At 59.1% G+C, this 19,224-nt stretch carries 19 protein-coding genes; 10 read left to right on the top strand and 9 right to left on the bottom strand.

The features are described from left to right. Positions 1 to 127: 127 nt before the first annotated feature. Entirely contained in the window at positions 128 to 610 is a 483-nt protein-coding gene (locus AC2I9W_RS11240) for an acyl-CoA thioesterase (RefSeq protein WP_158392558.1), read from the bottom strand. A 121-nt stretch (positions 611 to 731) separates the two neighbouring features. Between AC2I9W_RS11240 and AC2I9W_RS11235 the strand changes: the two genes are divergently transcribed. From AC2I9W_RS11235 to AC2I9W_RS11220, 4 genes are all read left to right on the top strand, one after another. Beyond that, a complete protein-coding gene (locus AC2I9W_RS11235) occupies positions 732 to 1,334 on the top strand; it encodes an SMI1/KNR4 family protein (protein ID WP_486410042.1) in 603 nt (200 codons plus the stop codon). 50 nt (positions 1,335 to 1,384) lie between these two features. Then, entirely contained in the window at positions 1,385 to 2,662 is a 1,278-nt protein-coding gene (locus tag AC2I9W_RS11230) for a BaiN/RdsA family NAD(P)/FAD-dependent oxidoreductase (protein WP_486410041.1), read from the top strand. 183 nt (positions 2,663 to 2,845) lie between these two features. Continuing rightward, positions 2,846 to 3,058, top strand: coding sequence for a 30S ribosomal protein S21 (gene rpsU / locus AC2I9W_RS11225; protein WP_003052999.1), 213 nt, complete (start codon positions 2,846 to 2,848; stop codon positions 3,056 to 3,058). A 233-nt stretch (positions 3,059 to 3,291) separates the two neighbouring features. Next, positions 3,292 to 3,738 (top strand): GatB/YqeY domain-containing protein, encoded by a 447-nt coding sequence (locus tag AC2I9W_RS11220; protein WP_486410040.1) that lies wholly within the window; start codon positions 3,292 to 3,294, stop codon positions 3,736 to 3,738. Positions 3,739 to 3,870: 132 nt separating this feature from the next. Here the strand turns inward: AC2I9W_RS11220 and AC2I9W_RS11215 are convergent, their stop codons facing one another. Continuing rightward, on the bottom strand, positions 3,871 to 4,785 hold the full coding sequence (locus AC2I9W_RS11215; protein ID WP_486410121.1) for a LysR substrate-binding domain-containing protein: 915 nt from the start codon (positions 4,783 to 4,785) through the stop codon (positions 3,871 to 3,873). A gap of 104 nt (positions 4,786 to 4,889) precedes the next feature. Here AC2I9W_RS11215 and AC2I9W_RS11210 point away from each other — a divergent pair, with 104 nt between their 5' ends. Then, entirely contained in the window at positions 4,890 to 5,990 is a 1,101-nt protein-coding gene (locus AC2I9W_RS11210) for a tartrate dehydrogenase (protein WP_486410039.1), read from the top strand. Between the two features lie 144 nt (positions 5,991 to 6,134). Here the strand turns inward: AC2I9W_RS11210 and AC2I9W_RS11205 are convergent, their stop codons facing one another. The 4 genes from AC2I9W_RS11205 to AC2I9W_RS11190 all read right to left on the bottom strand — a co-directional run bounded on the left by AC2I9W_RS11205 (position 6,135) and on the right by AC2I9W_RS11190 (position 8,674). Then, positions 6,135 to 6,491 carry a carboxymuconolactone decarboxylase family protein gene (locus AC2I9W_RS11205; protein ID WP_158392568.1) on the bottom strand — a complete coding sequence of 119 codons (357 nt, stop codon included), beginning with the start codon at positions 6,489 to 6,491 and terminating at the stop codon, positions 6,135 to 6,137. Between the two features lie 78 nt (positions 6,492 to 6,569). Continuing rightward, entirely contained in the window at positions 6,570 to 6,767 is a 198-nt protein-coding gene (locus AC2I9W_RS11200; RefSeq protein ID WP_486410038.1) for a YgaP family membrane protein, read from the bottom strand. Between the two features lie 297 nt (positions 6,768 to 7,064). Further along, complete coding sequence (locus AC2I9W_RS11195; RefSeq protein WP_486410120.1) at positions 7,065 to 7,955, bottom strand: EamA family transporter; 891 nt, start codon at positions 7,953 to 7,955, stop codon at positions 7,065 to 7,067. A gap of 164 nt (positions 7,956 to 8,119) precedes the next feature. Further along, the gene (locus AC2I9W_RS11190; RefSeq protein ID WP_486410037.1) at positions 8,120 to 8,674 is read right to left on the bottom strand and encodes a hypothetical protein; all 555 of its coding nucleotides are present in this window, start codon (positions 8,672 to 8,674) and stop codon (positions 8,120 to 8,122) included. Positions 8,675 to 8,767: 93 nt separating this feature from the next. Here AC2I9W_RS11190 and AC2I9W_RS11185 point away from each other — a divergent pair, with 93 nt between their 5' ends. After that, entirely contained in the window at positions 8,768 to 9,121 is a 354-nt protein-coding gene (locus tag AC2I9W_RS11185; protein WP_158392574.1) for a winged helix-turn-helix domain-containing protein, read from the top strand. 223 nt (positions 9,122 to 9,344) lie between these two features. Here AC2I9W_RS11185 and pmbA read toward each other — a convergent pair whose 3' ends face one another. Continuing rightward, the gene (pmbA, locus tag AC2I9W_RS11180; protein ID WP_486410036.1) at positions 9,345 to 10,766 is read right to left on the bottom strand and encodes a metalloprotease PmbA; all 1,422 of its coding nucleotides are present in this window, start codon (positions 10,764 to 10,766) and stop codon (positions 9,345 to 9,347) included. 65 nt (positions 10,767 to 10,831) lie between these two features. On the opposite strand from pmbA, the gene yjgA reads away from it, so the two are divergent. From yjgA to AC2I9W_RS11165, 3 genes are all read left to right on the top strand, one after another. Further along, complete coding sequence (gene yjgA, locus AC2I9W_RS11175; RefSeq protein WP_486410035.1) at positions 10,832 to 11,518, top strand: ribosome biogenesis factor YjgA; 687 nt, start codon at positions 10,832 to 10,834, stop codon at positions 11,516 to 11,518. Further along, positions 11,511 to 12,116 carry a molybdopterin adenylyltransferase gene (gene mog / locus AC2I9W_RS11170; RefSeq protein WP_486410034.1) on the top strand — a complete coding sequence of 202 codons (606 nt, stop codon included), beginning with the start codon at positions 11,511 to 11,513 and terminating at the stop codon, positions 12,114 to 12,116. The genes yjgA and mog overlap by 8 nt, the downstream gene beginning before the upstream one ends. A gap of 371 nt (positions 12,117 to 12,487) precedes the next feature. Continuing rightward, positions 12,488 to 13,696 carry an ABC transporter substrate-binding protein gene (locus AC2I9W_RS11165; RefSeq protein ID WP_486410033.1) on the top strand — a complete coding sequence of 403 codons (1,209 nt, stop codon included), beginning with the start codon at positions 12,488 to 12,490 and terminating at the stop codon, positions 13,694 to 13,696. Between the two features lie 104 nt (positions 13,697 to 13,800). Here AC2I9W_RS11165 and AC2I9W_RS11160 read toward each other — a convergent pair whose 3' ends face one another. Continuing rightward, entirely contained in the window at positions 13,801 to 15,195 is a 1,395-nt protein-coding gene (locus AC2I9W_RS11160; RefSeq protein WP_486410032.1) for a DUF1329 domain-containing protein, read from the bottom strand. 386 nt (positions 15,196 to 15,581) lie between these two features. Here AC2I9W_RS11160 and AC2I9W_RS11155 point away from each other — a divergent pair, with 386 nt between their 5' ends. Further along, positions 15,582 to 17,057, top strand: a complete 1,476-nt coding sequence (locus AC2I9W_RS11155; protein WP_486410031.1) for an MBL fold metallo-hydrolase — start codon at positions 15,582 to 15,584, stop codon at positions 17,055 to 17,057. A gap of 145 nt (positions 17,058 to 17,202) precedes the next feature. Here the strand turns inward: AC2I9W_RS11155 and thiC are convergent, their stop codons facing one another. Continuing rightward, entirely contained in the window at positions 17,203 to 19,146 is a 1,944-nt protein-coding gene (thiC, locus tag AC2I9W_RS11150) for a phosphomethylpyrimidine synthase ThiC (RefSeq protein ID WP_486410119.1), read from the bottom strand. Positions 19,147 to 19,224: the final 78 nt, after the last annotated feature.

The raw sequence follows: 19,224 nt of genomic DNA, 5'->3' as shown, positions 1-19,224 counted from the left end.
GCCTTTTATTTATCAGACAAATCCTAAAACAGGCATGCCCCACTTTAGAGACAGCGAGCAAGCGCCGCCGCGCAGCGAAGCTGTCGTCCCCCTCTGCGAAGCAGAGAGGGGGAAGGCGCGTAGCGCCTCAGGGGGTGGTCCTAGTCTTCGCAAAACGCTCCGCCAGTTCCTTGCGCAGCTCCTTGCGGATGATGGCCGCATCCCAGCGGCGCTTTTCCTCATCCGTCTCCAGTTGCAGCTGTGGCACCGGGACTGCTTTTTTGTCGTCATCGACGGCCACCATGGTGAAAAAGCAGCTGTTCACATGGCGCACCACCTGGCTGCGAATCTCCTCGGCAATCACCTTGATGCCGATTTCCATGGACGACTTGCCCGTGTGGTTCACACTGGCCAGAAAGGTCACCAGCTCACCCACATGAATGGGCTGCAAAAACATCACCTGATCCACGCTCAGCGTCACCACATAGCGACCGGCATAGCGACTGGCGCAGGCATAGGCAACCTGATCCAGCAATTTCAGAATGGCGCCGCCATGCACATTGCCCGAAAAATTGGCCATGTCGGGCGACATGAGCACGGTCATGCTCAGCTGGTGGGATGGTGTATTCATGGGGCGCGATTCTAGGAGCGATCATAGGCTTTCGCTGCGTCAATGCGCATACCCTGCTAGCTTGATAGGCCACCCGCCACAACCCTCATTCAGACCAGAACTTCCCGCTACCACTCCTGCCATGCAAATCCTGTTTCCCAACCCCTTTGGCGCCCATGCCCCCTCTGAGGCAGAGCTTCTTGCCTTGCAGGCCCATATCGGCTTTTCAGATGCCTATGCCGATTTTCTGCGCACGCAAAACGGCTTTTCCATACTGGCAATGGAGCAGTCCGGCGACATCACTACACACACTCGTCCCAGTCCGCATCAAAGCGAGGAGCGTCATGCCAATCTGCGGGCACTCCATAGCTTTGCTGCGCAAGACCCCTATTACGATCTGGAGTCCGAACAGGCCGAATTCTTACTGGCCAACTGGTTTTTCAACATCGGCTGCGACCCGGCAGGCAACCCCTTTGTCGAAGTGCTGCACGGCCAGCACAAGGGTAAGATCGCCAGCCTCGATCACGACCTGTTTGCCGGTGCGCAAGACCTGCAGGAATTTCTCGCCGATATGGAGCTGGAGCACATCGCCGCGCTGAGTCTGGCCGAGCAGGCCGATGCCTTGTGCGACGAGTTGGCGGGTCTGGCCTGGTTCCACGCCCGCGACATGCGCAGCTTTACCGCGCACTGCATTTACTGCGATGAGTCCTTCTGGGGCTTTGTCGTGGACGAGCAGGAAATTTGAGCCATCTGGGACAATCGCCGCCTTGTTCCCGCTCTCCATGACTGCCCGCCGTGTCCTCCTCTACCCAGGTTTCTCCCCAGCTTTTTGATGCCATCATCATCGGCGCCGGTGCCGCCGGCCTGTTCTGCGCCGCCCAGGCTGGCCAGCGCGGGCTCAAGGTGCTGTTGATTGATCACGCCGAGAAAGTGGCCGAGAAAATCCGTATCTCGGGCGGCGGCCGCTGCAACTTCACCAACCGCGATCTGGACGTGCGCGCGCCGCACAAGCATTTTGTCGGTCAGAACCCGCAGTTCTGCCGCTCGGCCCTCTCACGCTTCACGCCCGCCGACTTCATCGCACTGATGGACAAGCACGGCATTGCCCACCACGAAAAGCACAAGGGCCAGTTGTTTGCCGACCGCTCGGCCGAAGACATCATCGCCATGCTGCTGTCCGAGTGCGCTGCGGGCGGTGTGCAGCGCTGGCAACCCTGCAGCGTCAAAAAAATAGCATTTTCAGCCGCTAACGCAGATGTATCAAGCGCCCGCAGCTATCAAATTGAGACAGATCGCGGACTGGTGCAAGCGCCCAATCTGGTGATTGCCACCGGCGGCCTGAGCATTCCCAAGATCGGCGCGACCGACTTTGGCTACCGCCTGGCCCAGCAGTTCAATCTGCCGCTGATCGAACGCACACCCGGTCTGGTGCCCATGACCTTTGACGGCGAAGGCTGGCAGCCCTATGCCAGTCTGGCCGGTCTGGCCCTGCCCGTAGAGATCAGCACCGGCAGCAAAAAAGAGCGCATGACGTTTCATGAAGACTTGCTCTTCACCCACCGTGGCCTGTCCGGCCCGGCGGTGCTGCAAATCTCCAGTTACTGGAAGCCTGGAACGCCGCTGCAAATCAATCTACTGCCCGGCGTAGACATGGCCGAGCTGCTGGCGCAGGCCAAGCTCAGCTCGCGCAAGCTGGTGGCCAACGAGCTGGCCGCGCACCTGCCCGCTCGCCTGGCCGACGCCTGGGTCAGCCGCATGCCCGAGCTGCAGCGCCCCATCAACGAAGCCAGCGACAAGGCCCTGGCCAAGCTGGCCGAGCAGCTGACGCGCTGGGAAATTACGCCCACAGGCACCGAAGGCTATAAAAAAGCCGAGGTCACGCTGGGCGGCGTGGACACCAAGGTGCTTTCGCAGCAAACCATGGAATGCAAGACCCAGCCGGGCCTGTACTTCATTGGCGAGGTGGTGGACATTACCGGCTGGCTGGGCGGCTACAACTTTCAATGGGCCTGGGCCAGTGCAGCCGCCTGCGCACAGGCCATGTGTGCCTGCGCAGACCTTGCCGCGAACTGAGACGCCTATGCCACGCATGCGTGGCATTGCGAGGGTTTGAGATAAGGCTATAATGCTCGACTTTGCTGGCATTACCCCGTCGGCCATACTAGTTACAAAGTGGCGGGGAAAACCGCTGTTCATGGCTCTCAGGCCCGATCTTCCCGAGAACCCTCTGTCAGCACAGATATATCTGGAAATTAAATGACTACCATCCGCGTCAAAGAAAACGAGCCCTATGAAGTTGCCCTGCGCCGCTTCAAGCGCACCATCGAAAAGCTGGGTCTGCTGACCGATCTGCGTGCTCGTGAGTTCTACGAGAAGCCTACAGCCGAGCGCAAGCGCAAGAAGGCTGCTGCCGTGAAGCGTCACTACAAGCGCGTTCGCAGCATGCAACTGCCTAAGAAGCTGTACTAATCTCTTGATTAGGACGAGCCGGCCGTAAAAACGCCGCAAACCCGCGCTAGGGACGCCAAGCGCGGGTTTTTTGTTTTCTGGCCACTGCCGCACCATCGCGCAGTGACCGCTCAAGCCATGGCGCAATCGCGCGAGGACGCGAAGCCTGTGCGCAGACAGTACAACAAGTACGGCAAGCACAGGCGACAAAGTCATCGCACGATTTCGCCTTGGCCCTTCACCAGGAGAGAGTTATGAGCTTGAAAGCCCAGATTACCGAAGACATGAAAACTGCCATGCGTGCCAAGGACAGCGCACGCCTGGGCACCATCCGCCTGCTGCAGGCCGCGATGAAGCAAAAGGAAGTGGACGAGCGCGTGGAGCTGGACGACGTGGCCATCGTCGCCATCGTGGACAAGCTGATCAAGCAGCGCAAGGATTCCATCGCCGCCTACGAAGCCGCCAACCGCCAGGATCTGGCCGATGTGGAAAAGGCCGAGCTGGAAGTGCTCAAGGTTTACCTGCCCGAGCGCATGTCCGAAGCCGAAATCACCGCCGCTGTGCAAGCCATCGTGGCCGAAGTCGGCGCCGCAGGCCCTGGCGACATGGGCAAGGTGATGGGCGCCGTGAAGTCCAAGCTGGCTGGCAAGGCCGACATGAGCATGGTGTCTGCCGCTGTGAAGGCTGCGCTGAGCCAATAATTTGCCCGCCAGACTGCAGCGCTAATTAGTAGAACTGCAATCAAATAAGAAGCTGCTAGCGCAGTATCTGCTTAGGTTTTAGAGATTAATCCATCTGAAACTGCCAGATATTAAGCGCTGGCAGCTTCTTTTTTAATAGCTCTTTCGCAGATTCATCGGCTGTTGATTCTGAAAAAACTGCTGTAAAAATTCCACGCAGACGCGCACCTTGGCGCTACGCTCCAGCAGTGTCGGGTACACCGCCCAGATATTGGCCGGCTGACGCCACTCTGGCAGCACCTGAACCAGTGCGCCCGATTGCAGATCGGCAGCCACATCCCAGACCGAGCGCAGCACAATGCCATGCCCATCGCGCGCCCACTGCACGGCCATCTCGCCGTGGTTGGTGGATAGTAGCCCGGTTACCTTCACACTGCGCTCCTGACTGCCTGCGCGCAGCTTCCACACGCCAAACGGGTGGTCGCGCTCCTTGATGACCAGGCAGTCGTGCGCCGCCAGCTCATCGAGCGTGCGCGGGCTGCCGCGCCGCTGCAAATAGGCGGGCGCGGCGCACAGCACGCGGTGGTTGTCGGCCAAGTGCCTTGCAATCAGATGCGGCGCAATCTCGTCGCCCACGCGCACATCCAGATCAAAGCCTTCGGCCGCCACATCGACGATACGGTCAAACACCTCCAGCCGCAGCTGCAGCGCCGGGTGTTGCGCAATCAGCTGCGACAGCGCGGGCGCGACCACATTGCGGCCAAAGCCAAAGCTGGTGGACACGCGCAGCAGCCCGCGCGGCTGGCGCTGCGTGACATCGACTTCCTGCAGCAAATGCTCGACTTCATCCAGAATGCGCTGCGCCCAGTGGTAAATGCGCTCGCCCTGCTCCGTCACCGCCACGCGGCGCGTGGTACGGTGTAGCAGCTTCACACCCAGTTCTTCCTCCAGCAAACGAATGCGCTTGCTGACGAAGGCGGGCGAAGCATGGAGCGCCGCTGCCGCTTCGCCAAAGCTGGCTTTGCGCACCACGGTGATGAAGACGCGCAGGTCTTCGGGCGAGGGCATTTTCTGCACGATCTGTAAACAATCAGGCCACGATATGGCGATTGTATGCAACAGCCTGCACTGCAAAATAGGCAGCTATCGCACACACCAAGAGAGTTCACGCCATGAGCAGCCCCAAAAAAATCGCAGTCATCGCCGGCGACGGCATCGGCAAGGAAGTCATGCCCGAAGGCCTGCGCGCACTGGAAGCCGCAGCCAAGCGCTTCAAGCTGCCGCTGGAGTTTCACCACTTCGACTGGGCGCACTGCGACTACTACGCCGAACACGGCAAGATGATGCCGGACGACTGGAAGGCGCAGCTGCAAGGCATGGACGCCATCTTCTTCGGCGCCGTGGGCTGGCCTACCACCGTGCCCGACCATGTGTCGCTGTGGGGCTCGCTGCTCAAGTTCCGCCGCGAGTTTGACCAGTACATCAATCTGCGCCCCGTGCGCCTGTTTGAAGGCGTGCCCTGCCCCTTGGCCGGCCGCAAGCCTGGCGATATCGACTACTACGTGGTGCGCGAGAACACCGAGGGCGAGTACACCTCTCTTGGCGGCATCATGTTCGAAGGCTCGGACCGCGAGATCTGCATCCAGGAATCGGTCTACAGCAAGCACGGTGCCGAGCGCCTGCTGAAATACGCGTTCGACCTGGCCCAAAGCCGCAGCAAAAAGCATGTGACGCTGGCGACCAAGTCCAACGGCATTGCCATCAGCATGCCCTGGTGGGACAAGCAGGCAGACGCCATGCACAAGGCCTATCCCGAAGTCACGCTGGACAAGCAGCACATCGACATCCTGACCGCGCGCTTTGTGCTGCAGCCGGGCCGCTTTGATGTGGTGGCCGCCACCAATCTGTTTGGCGACATTCTCAGCGACCTGGGCCCTGCCACCACCGGCACGATTGGCCTGGCACCTTCGGCCAACCTGAACCCCGAACGCAACTTCCCCAGCCTGTTCGAGCCCGTGCACGGCTCGGCGCCAGACATTTACGGCAAGAACATCGCCAACCCCATCGCCATGGTCTGGTCTGCCGCGCTGATGCTGGACTTCCTGGGCCACAGCGAAGGCGACTGGCGCGCCGCGCACGACACCATCGTCAGCGCGATTGAGGAAGTGATCAAAACCGGCCCCAAGACGCCCGACCTGGGCGGCAGCGCCAACACCACGCAGGTGGGCGAGGCCATTGCAGCAGCCATCACCAAGGCTCAGGCGCAAGGCTGACTTCTTGCTGCGGCTGTTGGCAAAAAAATGGCAGCTTGCGCCCTGGTTTCGGATGCAAGCTGCCGGAGGGGGGAGATTCGGCAACAGCCGGGAGGCGGGCAAGGTGTGATTGCTTCAGCCTCAGCCTCTGCCTGCCTCAGGCGCTCAGGCCTGTTCGGGAGCGCTCAGCTTGTCCCAGTAGGCCAGCGCCTCAGAGGCATACATCAAAGCCGGTCCGCCGCCCATCAAGAGGGCGATATTCAGCATCTCCTCCAGCTCCAGACGCGTCGCACCCAGCTTGTATAAGGCCTTGGTGTGAAAGCCAATGCAGCCCGAGCATTTTTGCGTCACGCCAATCGCCAGCGCAATCAGCTCCTTGTTCTTGGCACTGATGACGCCTTCCGCCATGGAGGCCTGGGCCAGTTGTGCAAAGCCCTTCATGACTTCGCTTTGTGACTTGCGAAACGGCGTCAGTGCCGTATTGATGTCACGGGTCAAATGCTCATGTTCAAAAGTGCTCATCGTTGTGTACTTTCAGTTTCTTTCAGAAATCATGGTGCTCGGGCCATGACAGCACCGCAGCAAAAAAATGACTCGCGCTTAGCGCTTGCAGCTGCCAGAGCAGCTGCTGATGCCCAGCAGGCTGTACAGCGGGCAATAGCGAAACAGCCCCGCCAGCAGTGGAATCACGCCCAGCCATCCCCATGCGCCAATCACATCCAGCGCAGCCAGCACCATCAGCGCCAAACCGCCTGCTACGCGCACAGCCCTATCCAGCCCACCTACATTGGTTTTCATGGTTCACCTCTTTCTGTGTCCTCATTAAACGATATATATATTTATATAATATTAAAAGATAGAAAATATCTTTGCATTCAGGCTGCACAGGGCATGCGCAAGCCGCCCAGCACTCAGCCGGCTCGCACAGCATCTGTTTGAAGAGGTCGTCTGAAAAATGAACAGCCTCCATGAAGGCTGAGCGAGCCCCGCCCGCTGCACAGCTGCAGCGTGGGCTCTCCGGCTAAAAAGGCTAGGCCAGAGGTCCCTCTTGATGGCTTCAGCAGCCTCTGCGCCAGAGGCTGAGCCACTGAATAGCTAGCCGCGCTTCATCCAGTGGCCGCCAAACTGGTTGACCATCATGCCCAGCAACACGCCTGCCGTTCCCAGCCACTGCAGTCCGTTGGGAGACTCTCCCAACAGCACCATGGCTGACAGCAGGCCAATCACCGGCACCAGCAGTGACAAAGGTGCCACCGTGCTGGCGGCATAGCGCTGCAGCAGACGCGTCCACAGTCCATAGCCCAGCAAAGTGGACAAGAAGGCCAGATAGGCAATCACACCCAGCTCGCGCCAGCCCATGGCTTGCAGTTGCACGAGCATGGCGTCGCCGCCCTCCATCCACCACGACAGCAGCAGCAGGGGAATGATGGGAAAGATGCTAGTCCAGACAATAAAAGACACCGGCTCGTAAGAGCCCTGCTTGGCTGCCACGCGCGTCAGCAAATTGGAGCCTGCCCACATGGCCGCAGCACCCACCGTCAGCACAAAGCCTGTCAGCGTCATATCCGTCGCGCCCTCGCCATGCGCAGCGCCAATCAGCACCAGGCCTGCAAAAGCAATCAGCAAGCCCAGCCACTGCCAGCGCTGCGGCTTTTCCTGCAAAAAGGCGGCCGCCATCAGCAAGGTGATAAAGGCCTGCGTCTGCAGCACCACCGATGCCATGCCCGCTGGCATGCCCAGTTTCATGCCCGTGAACAGCAAGCCAAACTGACCTACGCCCTGCACCAGGCCATAGGCTGCCAGCAGCCCCCAGCTCAGGTTTTGGGGCCTGCGCACAAATAGCAGCAGCGGCAATGAGGCTGCCGCAAAGCGCAGTGCACACAACAGGAGAGGCGACAGGGTGTCCAGTCCCCACTTCATCACCACGAAGTTAAGCCCCCAGACCACGATGACGACAAGGGCGCTGATCCAGTCGGGACGGCTCATGCCGGCTGCGGATGGTGTAGGAGAGCTCATGGGAGGAATTGTCGGGGCAAGTGCTTTTATGTAACCCCAGAGTATGACGCTGCAATCCTTGCCGCTCAGCGAGAAGAGGACCCAGACTGTCGCCTTGCAGACCTCAGCCTGTACCCAGTCAAGACTGCCAGCGCCTATTTCAGCTCATAGCGATTGAGCTTGGCAGGCAGCATCAGCAAGGCCTTGAAGCCATAGAGAACGATCAAGGTTCCGCTGAAGTCACCCAGCATCATCACGGCGAACTTGTCCATCGGCAGCCCATCGCCGCGCAACACGGACCAGGCCAGGTGAAGCAAGGCATTGGCCAGCGCATAAACAACGCTCAGCCACAGCAGCCGCTGCGGGGTGAGCTGGGCCAGCGAGGCACCCAGCCCAAAATAACGGCGCGCCGCACAGAACGTCCCATAGGGTGCGAGCGCTGCCACAATGCCGCCGCCAAAGGATCGAATCCAGTCATCGGGGAAGAAATACAGAAAGCAGACCAGCCAGGAGACGATCAGCAAGCCTGCTGCACCGGCCTCGGCAAACAGCAAGGTGCACAGCAGCCGAACTCCGGCAGGCAGATAGATCCAGTTCACGCCCCGGACAAACTCCAGCGAGGAGAACAGCCACTCGTTGAGCACCAGCATGAACAGAAACAACGTGATGGTGATCAACATCATCACAAGTTGTGTCAAAAGGTTCTTCATGCTTTATCGCGGACTCTGCTTATTGGCTGCGCAGTATTATGAGCGCTGTTGTTCGCTGCTTTGCGGCACCTTCCCACACGTCATCGTCTTTTCATGTCAACGTCACTGTCTGCCGACATCTACCTGCGCTTTCTGGAGTTGGCGGCCACCATTCGCAACCTGCCAGTACTGCCCGCCCTTGATCCGCTTGAAGAGCGACTGCTCACGCAGATCGCCAATGCAGGGTCGCGCCAGCAGCGCCTTTGTGTGCGCGATCTGATGGCGCAGCGTGAACTGGGCTCGCCCGCCACCATTCACACGCGCCTGAAATCCATGCGCCAAAAAGGCTGGGTGCTGCTGGCCGACACCGAAGATGCACGGCGCAAGCAGATCGAGCTCAGTCCCGCCGCCCACCGGCATTTTGAGAAGCTCTCGCAATGCATTGTGGATGCCGCCGCCCAGCGTTGATATTCTTCGCTGATCTTTTTTGATAGCTGATACCGCTTGCCACTCATTGATCTCAGCATAAAAAGTGCCTGAAGTCTTTTAAAGACGCAGGCATGCAGCTATTAAAAAACTCATTACAAGCGACAAAAAAGGCGAAGTACTTCTGCACTTCGCCTTTTTTGATGTCGCGCCTGCAGCGGCCTGATGACCGCCGCTACCGCTGTAACCACCGAAAGCGTCTGACTTAGCTGCCCGCCACCTTCATGCGGTTGATGAGGATGGAGCCCACGGTCTTGGCGCCGTAGTTATAGGCATCCGCGCCGATGGCTTCGATGCCCTTGAACATATCCTTCATATTGCCGGCGATGGTGATTTCATCGACGGGGAAGGCAATCTCGCCGTTCTCCACCCAGAAACCGCTGGCGCCGCGCGAATAGTCGCCGGTCACATAGTTCACGCCCTGGCCCATCAGCTCGACCACGAACAGGCCCGTGCCCAGCTTCTTGAGCATGGCGTCCAGATCATCGCCCGCCTTGGTGCGGCGCGAAGTCATGACCAGATTGTGCGAGCCACCAGCATTGCCCGTGGTCTTCATACCCAGCTTGCGCGCCGAGTAGCTGGACAGGAAGTAGCCTTCCACGCGACCAGCATCCACCACCTTGCGGGCCTGCACGCGCACGCCTTCTTCGTCAAACGGCGAGCTGCCCTTGCCACCCAGGATGAACGGGTCTTCTTCGATATCGATGTGCTTGGGGAAGACGGGCTTGCCCATGGAGTCCAGCAAGAACGTGCTCTTGCGGTAGAGCGCACCGCCGCTGACGGCCTGCACAAAGCCGCCCAGCAGACCGGCTGCCAGGGGTGACTCGAACAGCACCGGGCATTCCACGGTAGGAATCTTGCGGCTGCCCAGTCGGCTCAACGTGCGCTCTGCGGCGTAGCGGCCCACGGCCTCGGGCGAGGCCAGGTCGGCCGCATTGCGCATGGAGCTGTACCAGTAGTCGCGCTGCATCTCGCCATTCTTGCCGGGCAGCTTGGCAATGGGTGCCACCGACAGGCTGTGGCGCGAGCTGGCATAGCCGCCGCGAAAGCCATTGGTATGGGCCGAAAAGAAATGGCTCTGCTGTGCCGAAACACCGGCTCCTTCGCTGTTGCTCACGCGGCGGTGGGTCTTGAAAGCGGCTTCCTCGCAGCGCAGCGCCATCTCGGCGGCCTGCTCGCTTGTGATGTCCCAGGGGTGGAACAGATCCAGATCACGGTGCGTGCCGGGCAGCGCGATGTCGGCGCTGTCGGGCAGGCGGGCAAACGGGTCTTCGGCGGTGAAGCGCGCGATGTCGTAAGCGGCCTGCACAGTTTGCTGGATGGCGGCTTCGGAGAAGTCCGAAGTGCTGGCATTGCCGCGGCGCTGGCCCAGATACACGGTCACGCCCAGCGACTTGTCGCGGTTGCGCTCCACGGTCTCCAGCTGGCCCTTGCGCACGCTGACCGAGAGGCCGCAGCCTTCGGAAGCCTCGGCGCCCGCGTCCGTCGCACCCAGCTTTTTGGCGTGCTTGAGCGCCTGGTCCACCAGGCCTTCAAAAAAGGATTGGCTGAAGCTGAAACCGGCTTGCGGTGTGGATTGGGCCTTTGCACTGGAAGTGCTTGTATTGCTGGAGCGAGGTTTTTTCATAGCGGCGGATATGATAGCCGCCACTGCAGCGCCCTCTGTGCTGCCACCGATATTGCCCCCTTACCATGTCACGCAAACCCACCAAAGGCTATTTTGTTCGCGGAAAGTTCGTCGCCGAAGGCAGCGAGCTGGATCTGCAACTCAAGGCCGAACTCAAAGGCACTTACGACTCCACCAAGACCGACCTGAAGCGCGAGATGGATGCGCTGCAGGATCTGGGCAAGGAGTTGACCACGCTGCGCAGCGACCTGTTCAAGCGCCTGCAACTGCCCGACCAGCTGGTCGACGCGCTGGCCGAAGCCAAGCGCATCACCAACTTTGAAGGCAAGCGCCGCCAGTTCCAATATGTCGGCAAGCTCATGCGCAAGCTGACCGAAGAGCAGGTCGCCGCCGTCAAGCAGGCACTGGACGAGCAGCGCAACGGCTCGCCCAGCGAAAAAATGTCGCTGCAAATTGCCGAGCAATGGCGCGACCGTCTGGTGCTTGAGGAAACAGCCCTGTCCATCTGGCTCGATCACTTCCCCGACACCGATGTGCAGCAGCTGCGCTCGCTGATCCGCCAGTCCCGCAAGGACATCGAAAAGGCCAAGGAGCAAGCTGCCGCCGCAGCGGCTGCTGCCAGCCCCGGCGCCGAGCCCAAGGAAATCAGCAAGGGCCGCGCCTACCGCGACCTCTTCCAGCTGGTGCGCGAGCAACTGGCAAACGCAGGCAAGGCCGGCGCTGCAGATGCAGAAGATGACGACGATGAGTGAGCCAATACTGCACGACGCCGTAAAAATCGGCATTGTCTCCATCAGCGACCGCGCCAGCAGCGGCACCTATGCAGACAAGGGCCTGCCCGCACTCAAGGAGTGGCTGAGCCGCGCGCTGAAGAATCCTGTCACCTTTGAAGCCCGCCTGATCCCCGATGAGCAGGCCGGCATCAGCGCCGCGCTGATCGAACTGGTGGACGCTGGCTGCTCGCTGATTCTCACCACCGGCGGCACCGGCCCTGCGCTGCGCGATGTGACGCCCGAGGCCACGCTGGCCGTGGCCGACAAGGAAATGCCGGGCTTTGGCGAGCAGATGCGCCAGATCAGCCTGAGCTTTGTGCCCACAGCCATCCTCTCGCGCCAGGTGGCGGTGATTCGCGGCAGCAGCCTCATCATCAACCTGCCCGGTCAGCCCAAAGCGATTGCCGAAACGCTGGAAGGTTTGAAGGATGCCGACGGCCAGCAAAAGGTCAACGGCATTTTTGCCGCTGTGCCTTACTGCATCGACCTGATTGGCGGCCCCTACCTTGAAACGCATGACGAGGTCTGCAAGGCCTTCCGCCCCAAGACCGCCATTCGCGCACCGCGCACTGCATAAGCCGCAATCCATCGGCAAGCTCAAGGTGCCAAAAGCGCCAGCACAGTCACAAAAGCAGCCCCTGGGCTGCTTTTTTCATGCCTGCAGCGGGCAGCGCACAGCCTGTGTTTTCTCTGCTATTGCTATCAAATGCAAAGCTTGAGGCGCTTGTCATTGCTTTATTTCAGTGATGAATCCATGCGAAATCAATAAATATCAAGCGCAACCAGCTATCTAATTTGATAGCTGGCGTGGGATTTCCCGCAAGTGCTTGCCCCGATGCCATGCGGCTTTGCCAGTCCTAGCATGTTTGTTGCCCTGCAGCGAAAGCGGCCACGCGCTGCCACCCGCTGCACGCTCTCTCCATATTTTCAAAATTTTCAGGAGACTCCATGCACCGCTCGTCCCCGTCTGCGCTCTCTGCCTCTTTGCTCTCGCTGACTCTGGCCGCCGCCTTTGCGGCCCCTGCCCTGGCCCAGGAGAAAGTCAAGATCGGCTTCATCACCGATATGTCCAGCCTTTATGCCGATGTGGAAGGCAAGAACGGTGCCGTCGCCATTCAGATGGCGATTGACGACTTTGGTGGCAAGGTGCTGGGCAAGCCCATCGAGCTGCTGACGGCCGACCACCAGAACAAGGCCGATATCGCGGCCAGCAAGGCGCGCGAGTGGATTGATACGCAAGGTATCAGCCTGGTGTTTGGCGGCACCAACTCGGCCACGGCTCTGGCCATGGCCAAGGTCGCGCAGGAGAAAAAACGCGTCTTCATCGACAACGGCGCGGGCAGCTCAGCCCTGACCAATGAACAGTGCAGCCCCTACACCGTGCACTACGCCTTCGATACCGTGGCCCTGGCCAAGGGCACGGGCGGCGCAGTGGTAGATACGGGCGGCAAGAGCTGGTTCTTCGTGACGGCCGACTATGCCTTCGGCCACGCCCTGGAGGCCGACACCAGCAAGATCATCGAGGCGCGTGGCGGCAAGGTGCTGGGCTCGGTCAAGACACCGCTCAACGCCAGCGACTTCTCCAGCTTCATGCTGCAAGCCCAGAACAGCAAGGCGCAGATCCTAGGCCTGGCCAATGCGGGCGGCGACACCATCAACTCCATCAAGGCGGCCAAGGAGTTTGGTGTGACCAAGAACATGAAGCTGGCCGGCCTGCTGGTCTTCTTCTCGGACATCCACAGCCTGGGCCTGAAGAACACCGAAGGCATGCAGTTCACCGCGCCCTGGTACTGGGACATGAATGACGCATCGCGCAAGTTTGCTGATGCGTTCATGGCCAAGACCCAGCGCCGCCCCAGCGAAATCCAGGCCGCCGACTACTCGGCCACCATGAACTACCTCAAGGCCGTTGAAAAAGCCGGCACGCTGGATGCCGACAAGGTCATGGCCACCTGGAAGAGCATGAAGATCGACGACTTCTTCGGCCAAGGCTATATCCTCGAAGACGGCCGCTATGTGCACGACATGTACCTGATGCAGGTCAAGTCGCCGTCCGAATCCAAGGGTACCTGGGACTATTACAAGATCATCAAGAAGCTGCCTGCCGACCAGATCTGGACCACCAAGGCAGAGAGCAAGTGCCAGTACTGGCGCTGAAAATCACAGGTTGATCGCTGGTTAAACGCAAAAAGGCTTGCCCAGCGGCAAGCCTTTTTTTCATAGTGGGAGATGCTAGCGCATCCTTCACAAAGCTAGCACTCTCAGTTGCCAGCGGAGCGAGCCGCCTGAGGCGTGAACATGGCAGGCGTCATGTCGTTCTTGTTCAAGATCGGACCTTTCTCACGCTCCTGGAACAGGTTGTAGGCCAGATAGCCACCCGAGTTCAGGTCGTGATAGAAGGCCGTACCTGCATGCCAGGCATTGGCATCAAACGCGTAGTAATGGTTGATGAAGGCATGCTGCCAGAGCTGACCGCGGCCATCAAAGTAGTCGCCCACCAGCGCCTGCCCTGTGTCCTCATCCAGGTACAGAACACGCTTGGAGTACAGGTGGCGATAGCCATCTTTCAGACTGGCTTCCAGCACCCAGACGCGGCGCGGCTCATAGCGCATGAAGTCGGGGTTGGCGTGATTGGGCTTGATCAGATCCGCGTATTTCACATTCTTGCCATGCACCTTGTAGGCGTTGGCAGGCACATAAATTTCACGCTTGCCCAGCATCTTCCAGTTGTAGCGCTCGGGCGAACCATTGAACAGACGGTCAGAGTCAATCGTCATCTTGCCGCCGGTACCGGCCATGGGCTGGTCAAAGCCATACTCTGGAATCTGGCGCACGCGGCGTGTACCGGGGTCATAACTCCAGCCCAGACGCTTGTCCTTGCCAAAGTCCACCGGCTCCATGCTGACGCTGACGCCTCCTTTTTCACGCTCGGGCAGCTTGGTCATGTTCATGCCCTGCGCCATGGCGCCAACCAAAGGCTGACCTGCTACATCGGGACGATTAAGCAAGCTCATGCTGCTGTTTTCAGCACGGCCCCAGACAATGCTGCCATCGGGCAGCACGTTGGCGCTGTCACGCAAGGTGAGCTCTGTGGAGGAGCGGAAAGGCAGCAGGTTGTTGAATGCCAGCTCCAGCCCGGTCTTGGGAATGGGAAAAGGCATGGCACCCTTGACCGCATTGCTGACCCCAAGGCCATCGGCATTCAATGTGGCGTTTTCTGCATTCTTCTTGGCAGAAGCGCAGACAAAGTCGGGGTAACGGAAATCCCTGTGACCTTGATAGACGGGAATGCGGAAGGTTTTGGGGTACCTGGCAAACATGGCCTTCTGACCTTCGGTCAGACGCTCTGCGTATTTGCTCAGATTTTCTGCAGTGATCGTGAACACCGGCTTTTCACTGGCATAAGGATCAATCGGGTGCTGGCCTGTATGCAGCTCATATTTCATGCCGTCCGGCACGCCCAGCCATTTGCCTGTGAATTCAGGCACGCCGCTTGCCGTGCCCGCTTTTTCGCCCCCTGTACAAGTCAGGCTGTTGCCCAGCTTGCTCAACTCTTCAGGCGTTGCCTTGGCCCAGGCAGCCCCTACTCCCCCAATCGCCAGCAAGACTGCTGTGCTCAAAGCCGAAACTGCGCCTAAACCTGACTTTCTTTTCATTCAAAACCCCGAATTTAAAACACAAATTAAACAATTACTTTTATGTCACACAAATATATTCATCAACATATTTGGAAATGACAAATCCGAGTTTTTTTCAGCTCGAAAGTTCACACATCGTCTTTTAGGACTATTTGCGAAAATTTATCACACCCTAAAAAATACTTGCCAAATCAATTAAAAAAATCCCCCATGAAAACCCTTAAAAATTAATAAATTAATTTAAAATCAACAACATAGAATAAAAATATTAATTTCAAATAATCATTTAATCCTAAAACAAACTATTACGACAGTGATAGTCCCTAGTCCCGACGGACTAAATAAAAACTTCTTATTTATTGAAGAATAAAAATTCATTTTTTTCTTTTGTTTAATCTCTATAAATGCAATACAAAACATTCAAGGAAGACTCCGTGATTCAAAGCTTTTTTAAAAAAGCCGCATTCACATTAGGTATTACCTTGTCTGCATGTTCCATCAATGCAGCCACCGACGGCAGCAAGCCGAACCCCCAGGCCATTCAAAAATTCGAGCTGCGCAAAGAATTGATGCAGCAATACCCCAATGTGCTCAATGTTCTGGCCGGCAATGCCAATGCAGGCTTTGGCGGCGATCAGTCCATCGCCATTGCCAACCACATGTACAGCCGCACCAATGCCGAGGCCATTGCCGATGCCCGCGCCAAGCTGAAGGTTGAGGCGCATGGCACCGGCACCTGGCTGCTGCGCCTGCCCTACGTCAATATCGCCGTATTCGAGACCAAGGAAGGCCTGGTTCTGGTGGATGCCGGCTATGCGCCCGCCGGCCCTGCTCTGCTGGAGACGCTGCGCAAGATCAGCAACAAGCCCGTCAACACCATCATCATCACCCACCACCATGCAGATCACGGCTTTGGTGCCTGGTCGCTGCTGGACGCGGGCGAGAAGCCCCGCATCATCACCACCAAGGAATACCTGGACGAGATGGCGCTGGATACGCGCACAGCCAACTTCTCCATGGTGCACCTGAACAGCCAGGACCCACGCGATGTGCCCCGCAAGCTCGATGATGCAATCCTTCCCACAGAGACCTTTACCGGCCAGAAGACGCTGAAGATTGGCGATGACGAGTTTGTGCTGACTCACGCCCGTGGGGAGTCTGCAGACCAGCTATGGGTGCATGTGCCCACACGCCAGGTCGTGGTCACTGCAGACTACTGGCAGCCCTTCTTGCTCAATGCGGGCAACGGCAAGCGTCGCCAGCGCCATGTCGCCGAATGGGCACAGGCCTTGCGCGATATGGCCGCAACCAAAGCCACCCTGATGCTGCCCATGCACGGCCCCGCGCTGACCAGTGCTGCCGAGGTGCAGGACAAACTGCTGGCATCGGCCGACATGCTGAGCTCTGCCGTAGACCAGGTCATCACTGGACTGAACGCCAACAAGCGCCCCGATGAAATCGTGGCCTCCGTGCAGCTTCCCGAGAGATTGCGTGGCCGCAAGGACATGGTGGAGACCTATGTGCGCTTCCAGGATGTCGCCAAAATGGTGATCAAGGAATACGGCGGCTGGTGGAATGGCATTCCCTCGGAGTGGGACCCTGCCTCCCGCCAGACCTTCAGCCAGCAGATCGTGGCTATGAGCGGCGGAGTTGACAATGTCAGCGCACAAATCCGCGAACTGAGCAAAAGCGACCCCGCCCTGGCCTGCCAACTGGCCGATATTGCCTACTTTGCTGCCCCAAACAACAAGGCTGTTCTGCAAACCGCGCTGGACGCCTATGCCGCACGCATCAAGCCAGGCCTGCCCACGCAGGAGTTGACGGTGTATATCGAGCATATGCTCAACCTCAAGAGCCAGCTGAAAAACGCCAAGCAGTGATTGAGAGAGAGGCCTTGCGATCCTCCTTCTGGATACATCAGGGCCTGAATCTTCATCAAAGAAGGCAAGCCATAGCGCTTGCCTTTTTATTTTGATAGCTGCCAGCGCTTATCTGTAAAGCGCTGCAGCCCTATTTCATATCAAATCACCGCGCCGTGGTGTCGGTCGATGCATTGACGATGGGAATGTAAAAATCCCCGCCGGCCTTGTTGAACTCCTCGGCCTTGGCCTGCATGCCCACAGCAATGCCCTGCTCGGCTGCCACGCCTTGCTGCTTGGCAAAGTCGCGCACTTCCTGCGTGATCTTCATGGAGCAGAACTTGGGGCCGCACATACTGCAGAAGTGCGCCACCTTGGCACTGTCCTTGGGCAGGGTTTCGTCGTGATAGGCCTGGGCCGTATCGGGGTCCAGACCCAGGTTGAACTGGTCCTGCCAGCGAAAGTCAAAGCGCGCTTGCGAGAGCGCATCGTCACGCGAACGGGCACCGGGGTGTCCCTTGGCCACATCGGCGGCATGAGCCGCAATCTTGTACGCGATGATGCCTTGCTTGACGTCGTCGCGGTCGGGCAGACCCAGGTGCTCCTTGGGCGTGACGTAGCACAGCATGGCCGTGCCGAACCAGCCAATCATGGCCGCACCGATGGCCGAAGCGATGTGGTCGTAGCCGGGGGCGATGTCGATGGTCAGCGGGCCCAGGGTGTAGAACGGCGCTTCGTGGCAGTGCTTGAGCTGCTCGGTCATGTTCGCCTGAATCATGTGCATGGGCACATGGCCTGGGCCTTCGATCATGGTCTGCACATCGTGCTTCCAGGCAACTTGCGTCAGCTCGCCCAGCGTGGCCAGCTCGGCAAACTGGGCTTCATCGTTGGCGTCCGATGCGCAACCGGGGCGCAGCCCATCTCCCAGCGAGAAGCTCACGTCGTACTGCTTCATGATGTCGCAGATGTCTTCAAAGTGCTCGTACAGGAAGCTCTCGCGGTGGTGGGCCATGCACCACTTGGCCATGATGGAGCCGCCGCGCGAGACGATGCCGGTGCGGCGCTGGGCCGTGAGGTGGATATAGGCCAGGCGCACGCCGGCGTGAATGGTGAAGTAGTCCACGCCCTGCTCGGCCTGCTCGACCAGCGTGTCGCGGAAGATTTCCCAGGTCAGGTCTTCGGCAATGCCACCGACTTTTTCCAGCGCCTGATAGATGGGCACGGTACCAATCGGCACGGGCGAGTTGCGCACAATCCAGTCGCGCGTGGTGTGGATGTTCTTGCCGGTGGACAAGTCCATGACGTTGTCCGCACCCCAGCGGATGGCCCAGACCAGCTTTTCGACTTCTTCCTCGATGCTGGAAGTCACAGCCGAGTTGCCAATGTTGGCGTTGATCTTGACCTTGAAATTGCGGCCAATCGCCATGGGCTCGATTTCAGGGTGGTTGATATTGGCAGGGATGATGGCGCGACCACGGGCCACTTCGTCACGCACGAATTCGGGGGTGATGATCTTGGGGGTGGCCGCGCCCATGCTGTTGCCGGCCAGACGGGCTTCACGCGCAGCATCTTGCTGGTATTGCGCCATCCATTCACGGCGACCATTTTCGCGCAGGGCCACATATTCCATCTCGGGCGTGATGATGCCGCGCTTGGCGTAGTGCATCTGGGTCACATTCTGGCCGCTCTTGGCACGACGCGGCTGACGCTGCAGCGCAGCGGCTTCGGCACGCAGCTGCTCCACGCGGGCATCTTCTTCACCGCGCTTGCCGCCGTCGTCCAAGGCCACACGCTGGCGGCCCACGTAGTACTCGCTGTCGCCACGCGCTTCAATCCAGCTGCCGCGAATGCTGGGCAGGCCGCTGCGCACATCGATGGTGACGGACGAGTCGGTGTAGGGGCCTGAGGTGTCGTAGACGCTGACCTGCTCGCCATTGGTCAGCGCGATATCGCGTACCGGCACGCGCAACTCGGGGTGAATGGAGCCGCTCAGATAGCTCTTGGTCGAAGCCGGAAAGGGCTGGCGCGACTGGGCCAGCAACTCGGCAAAGCGGGTAGCGTCGGGGGCATTGCCAGCGGCGGGCGTAAAGATCAAATCAGGGGCATTCATCGCAGTCTCCAAAAAGCGGTTGAAGGTCATCAATCGCTCCGTGGAGTGCCAGGCCCTGTTTCTGATGTATCCCCGGGC

The sequence above is a fragment of the Comamonas sp. FUJ_7 genome (assembly GCF_057369555.1).
The sequence above is the reverse complement of the archived record's forward strand: the minus strand, read 5'-3'. Positions and strand labels throughout refer to the sequence as shown.

Bases quoted from the DNA above. Each gene is read 5' to 3' on its own strand.
- AC2I9W_RS11240 (WP_158392558.1), bottom strand. From the start codon at position 610: ATGAATACACCATCCCACCAGCTGAGCATGACCGTGCTCATGTCGCCC.
- AC2I9W_RS11235 (WP_486410042.1), top strand. From the start codon at position 732: ATGCAAATCCTGTTTCCCAACCCCTTTGGCGCCCATGCCCCCTCTGAG.
- rpsU (WP_003052999.1), top strand. From the start codon at position 2,846: ATGACTACCATCCGCGTCAAAGAAAACGAGCCCTATGAAGTTGCCCTG.
- AC2I9W_RS11220 (WP_486410040.1), top strand. From the start codon at position 3,292: ATGAGCTTGAAAGCCCAGATTACCGAAGACATGAAAACTGCCATGCGT.
- AC2I9W_RS11215 (WP_486410121.1), bottom strand. From the start codon at position 4,785: ATGCCCTCGCCCGAAGACCTGCGCGTCTTCATCACCGTGGTGCGCAAA.
- AC2I9W_RS11210 (WP_486410039.1), top strand. From the start codon at position 4,890: ATGAGCAGCCCCAAAAAAATCGCAGTCATCGCCGGCGACGGCATCGGC.
- AC2I9W_RS11205 (WP_158392568.1), bottom strand. From the start codon at position 6,491: ATGAGCACTTTTGAACATGAGCATTTGACCCGTGACATCAATACGGCA.
- AC2I9W_RS11200 (WP_486410038.1), bottom strand. From the start codon at position 6,767: ATGAAAACCAATGTAGGTGGGCTGGATAGGGCTGTGCGCGTAGCAGGC.
- AC2I9W_RS11195 (WP_486410120.1), bottom strand. From the start codon at position 7,955: ATGAGCCGTCCCGACTGGATCAGCGCCCTTGTCGTCATCGTGGTCTGG.
- AC2I9W_RS11190 (WP_486410037.1), bottom strand. From the start codon at position 8,674: ATGAAGAACCTTTTGACACAACTTGTGATGATGTTGATCACCATCACG.
- AC2I9W_RS11185 (WP_158392574.1), top strand. From the start codon at position 8,768: ATGTCAACGTCACTGTCTGCCGACATCTACCTGCGCTTTCTGGAGTTG.
- pmbA (WP_486410036.1), bottom strand. From the start codon at position 10,766: ATGAAAAAACCTCGCTCCAGCAATACAAGCACTTCCAGTGCAAAGGCC.
- yjgA (WP_486410035.1), top strand. From the start codon at position 10,832: ATGTCACGCAAACCCACCAAAGGCTATTTTGTTCGCGGAAAGTTCGTC.
- mog (WP_486410034.1), top strand. From the start codon at position 11,511: ATGAGTGAGCCAATACTGCACGACGCCGTAAAAATCGGCATTGTCTCC.
- AC2I9W_RS11165 (WP_486410033.1), top strand. From the start codon at position 12,488: ATGCACCGCTCGTCCCCGTCTGCGCTCTCTGCCTCTTTGCTCTCGCTG.
- AC2I9W_RS11160 (WP_486410032.1), bottom strand. From the start codon at position 15,195: ATGAAAAGAAAGTCAGGTTTAGGCGCAGTTTCGGCTTTGAGCACAGCA.
- AC2I9W_RS11155 (WP_486410031.1), top strand. From the start codon at position 15,582: ATGCAATACAAAACATTCAAGGAAGACTCCGTGATTCAAAGCTTTTTT.
- thiC (WP_486410119.1), bottom strand. From the start codon at position 19,146: ATGAATGCCCCTGATTTGATCTTTACGCCCGCCGCTGGCAATGCCCCC.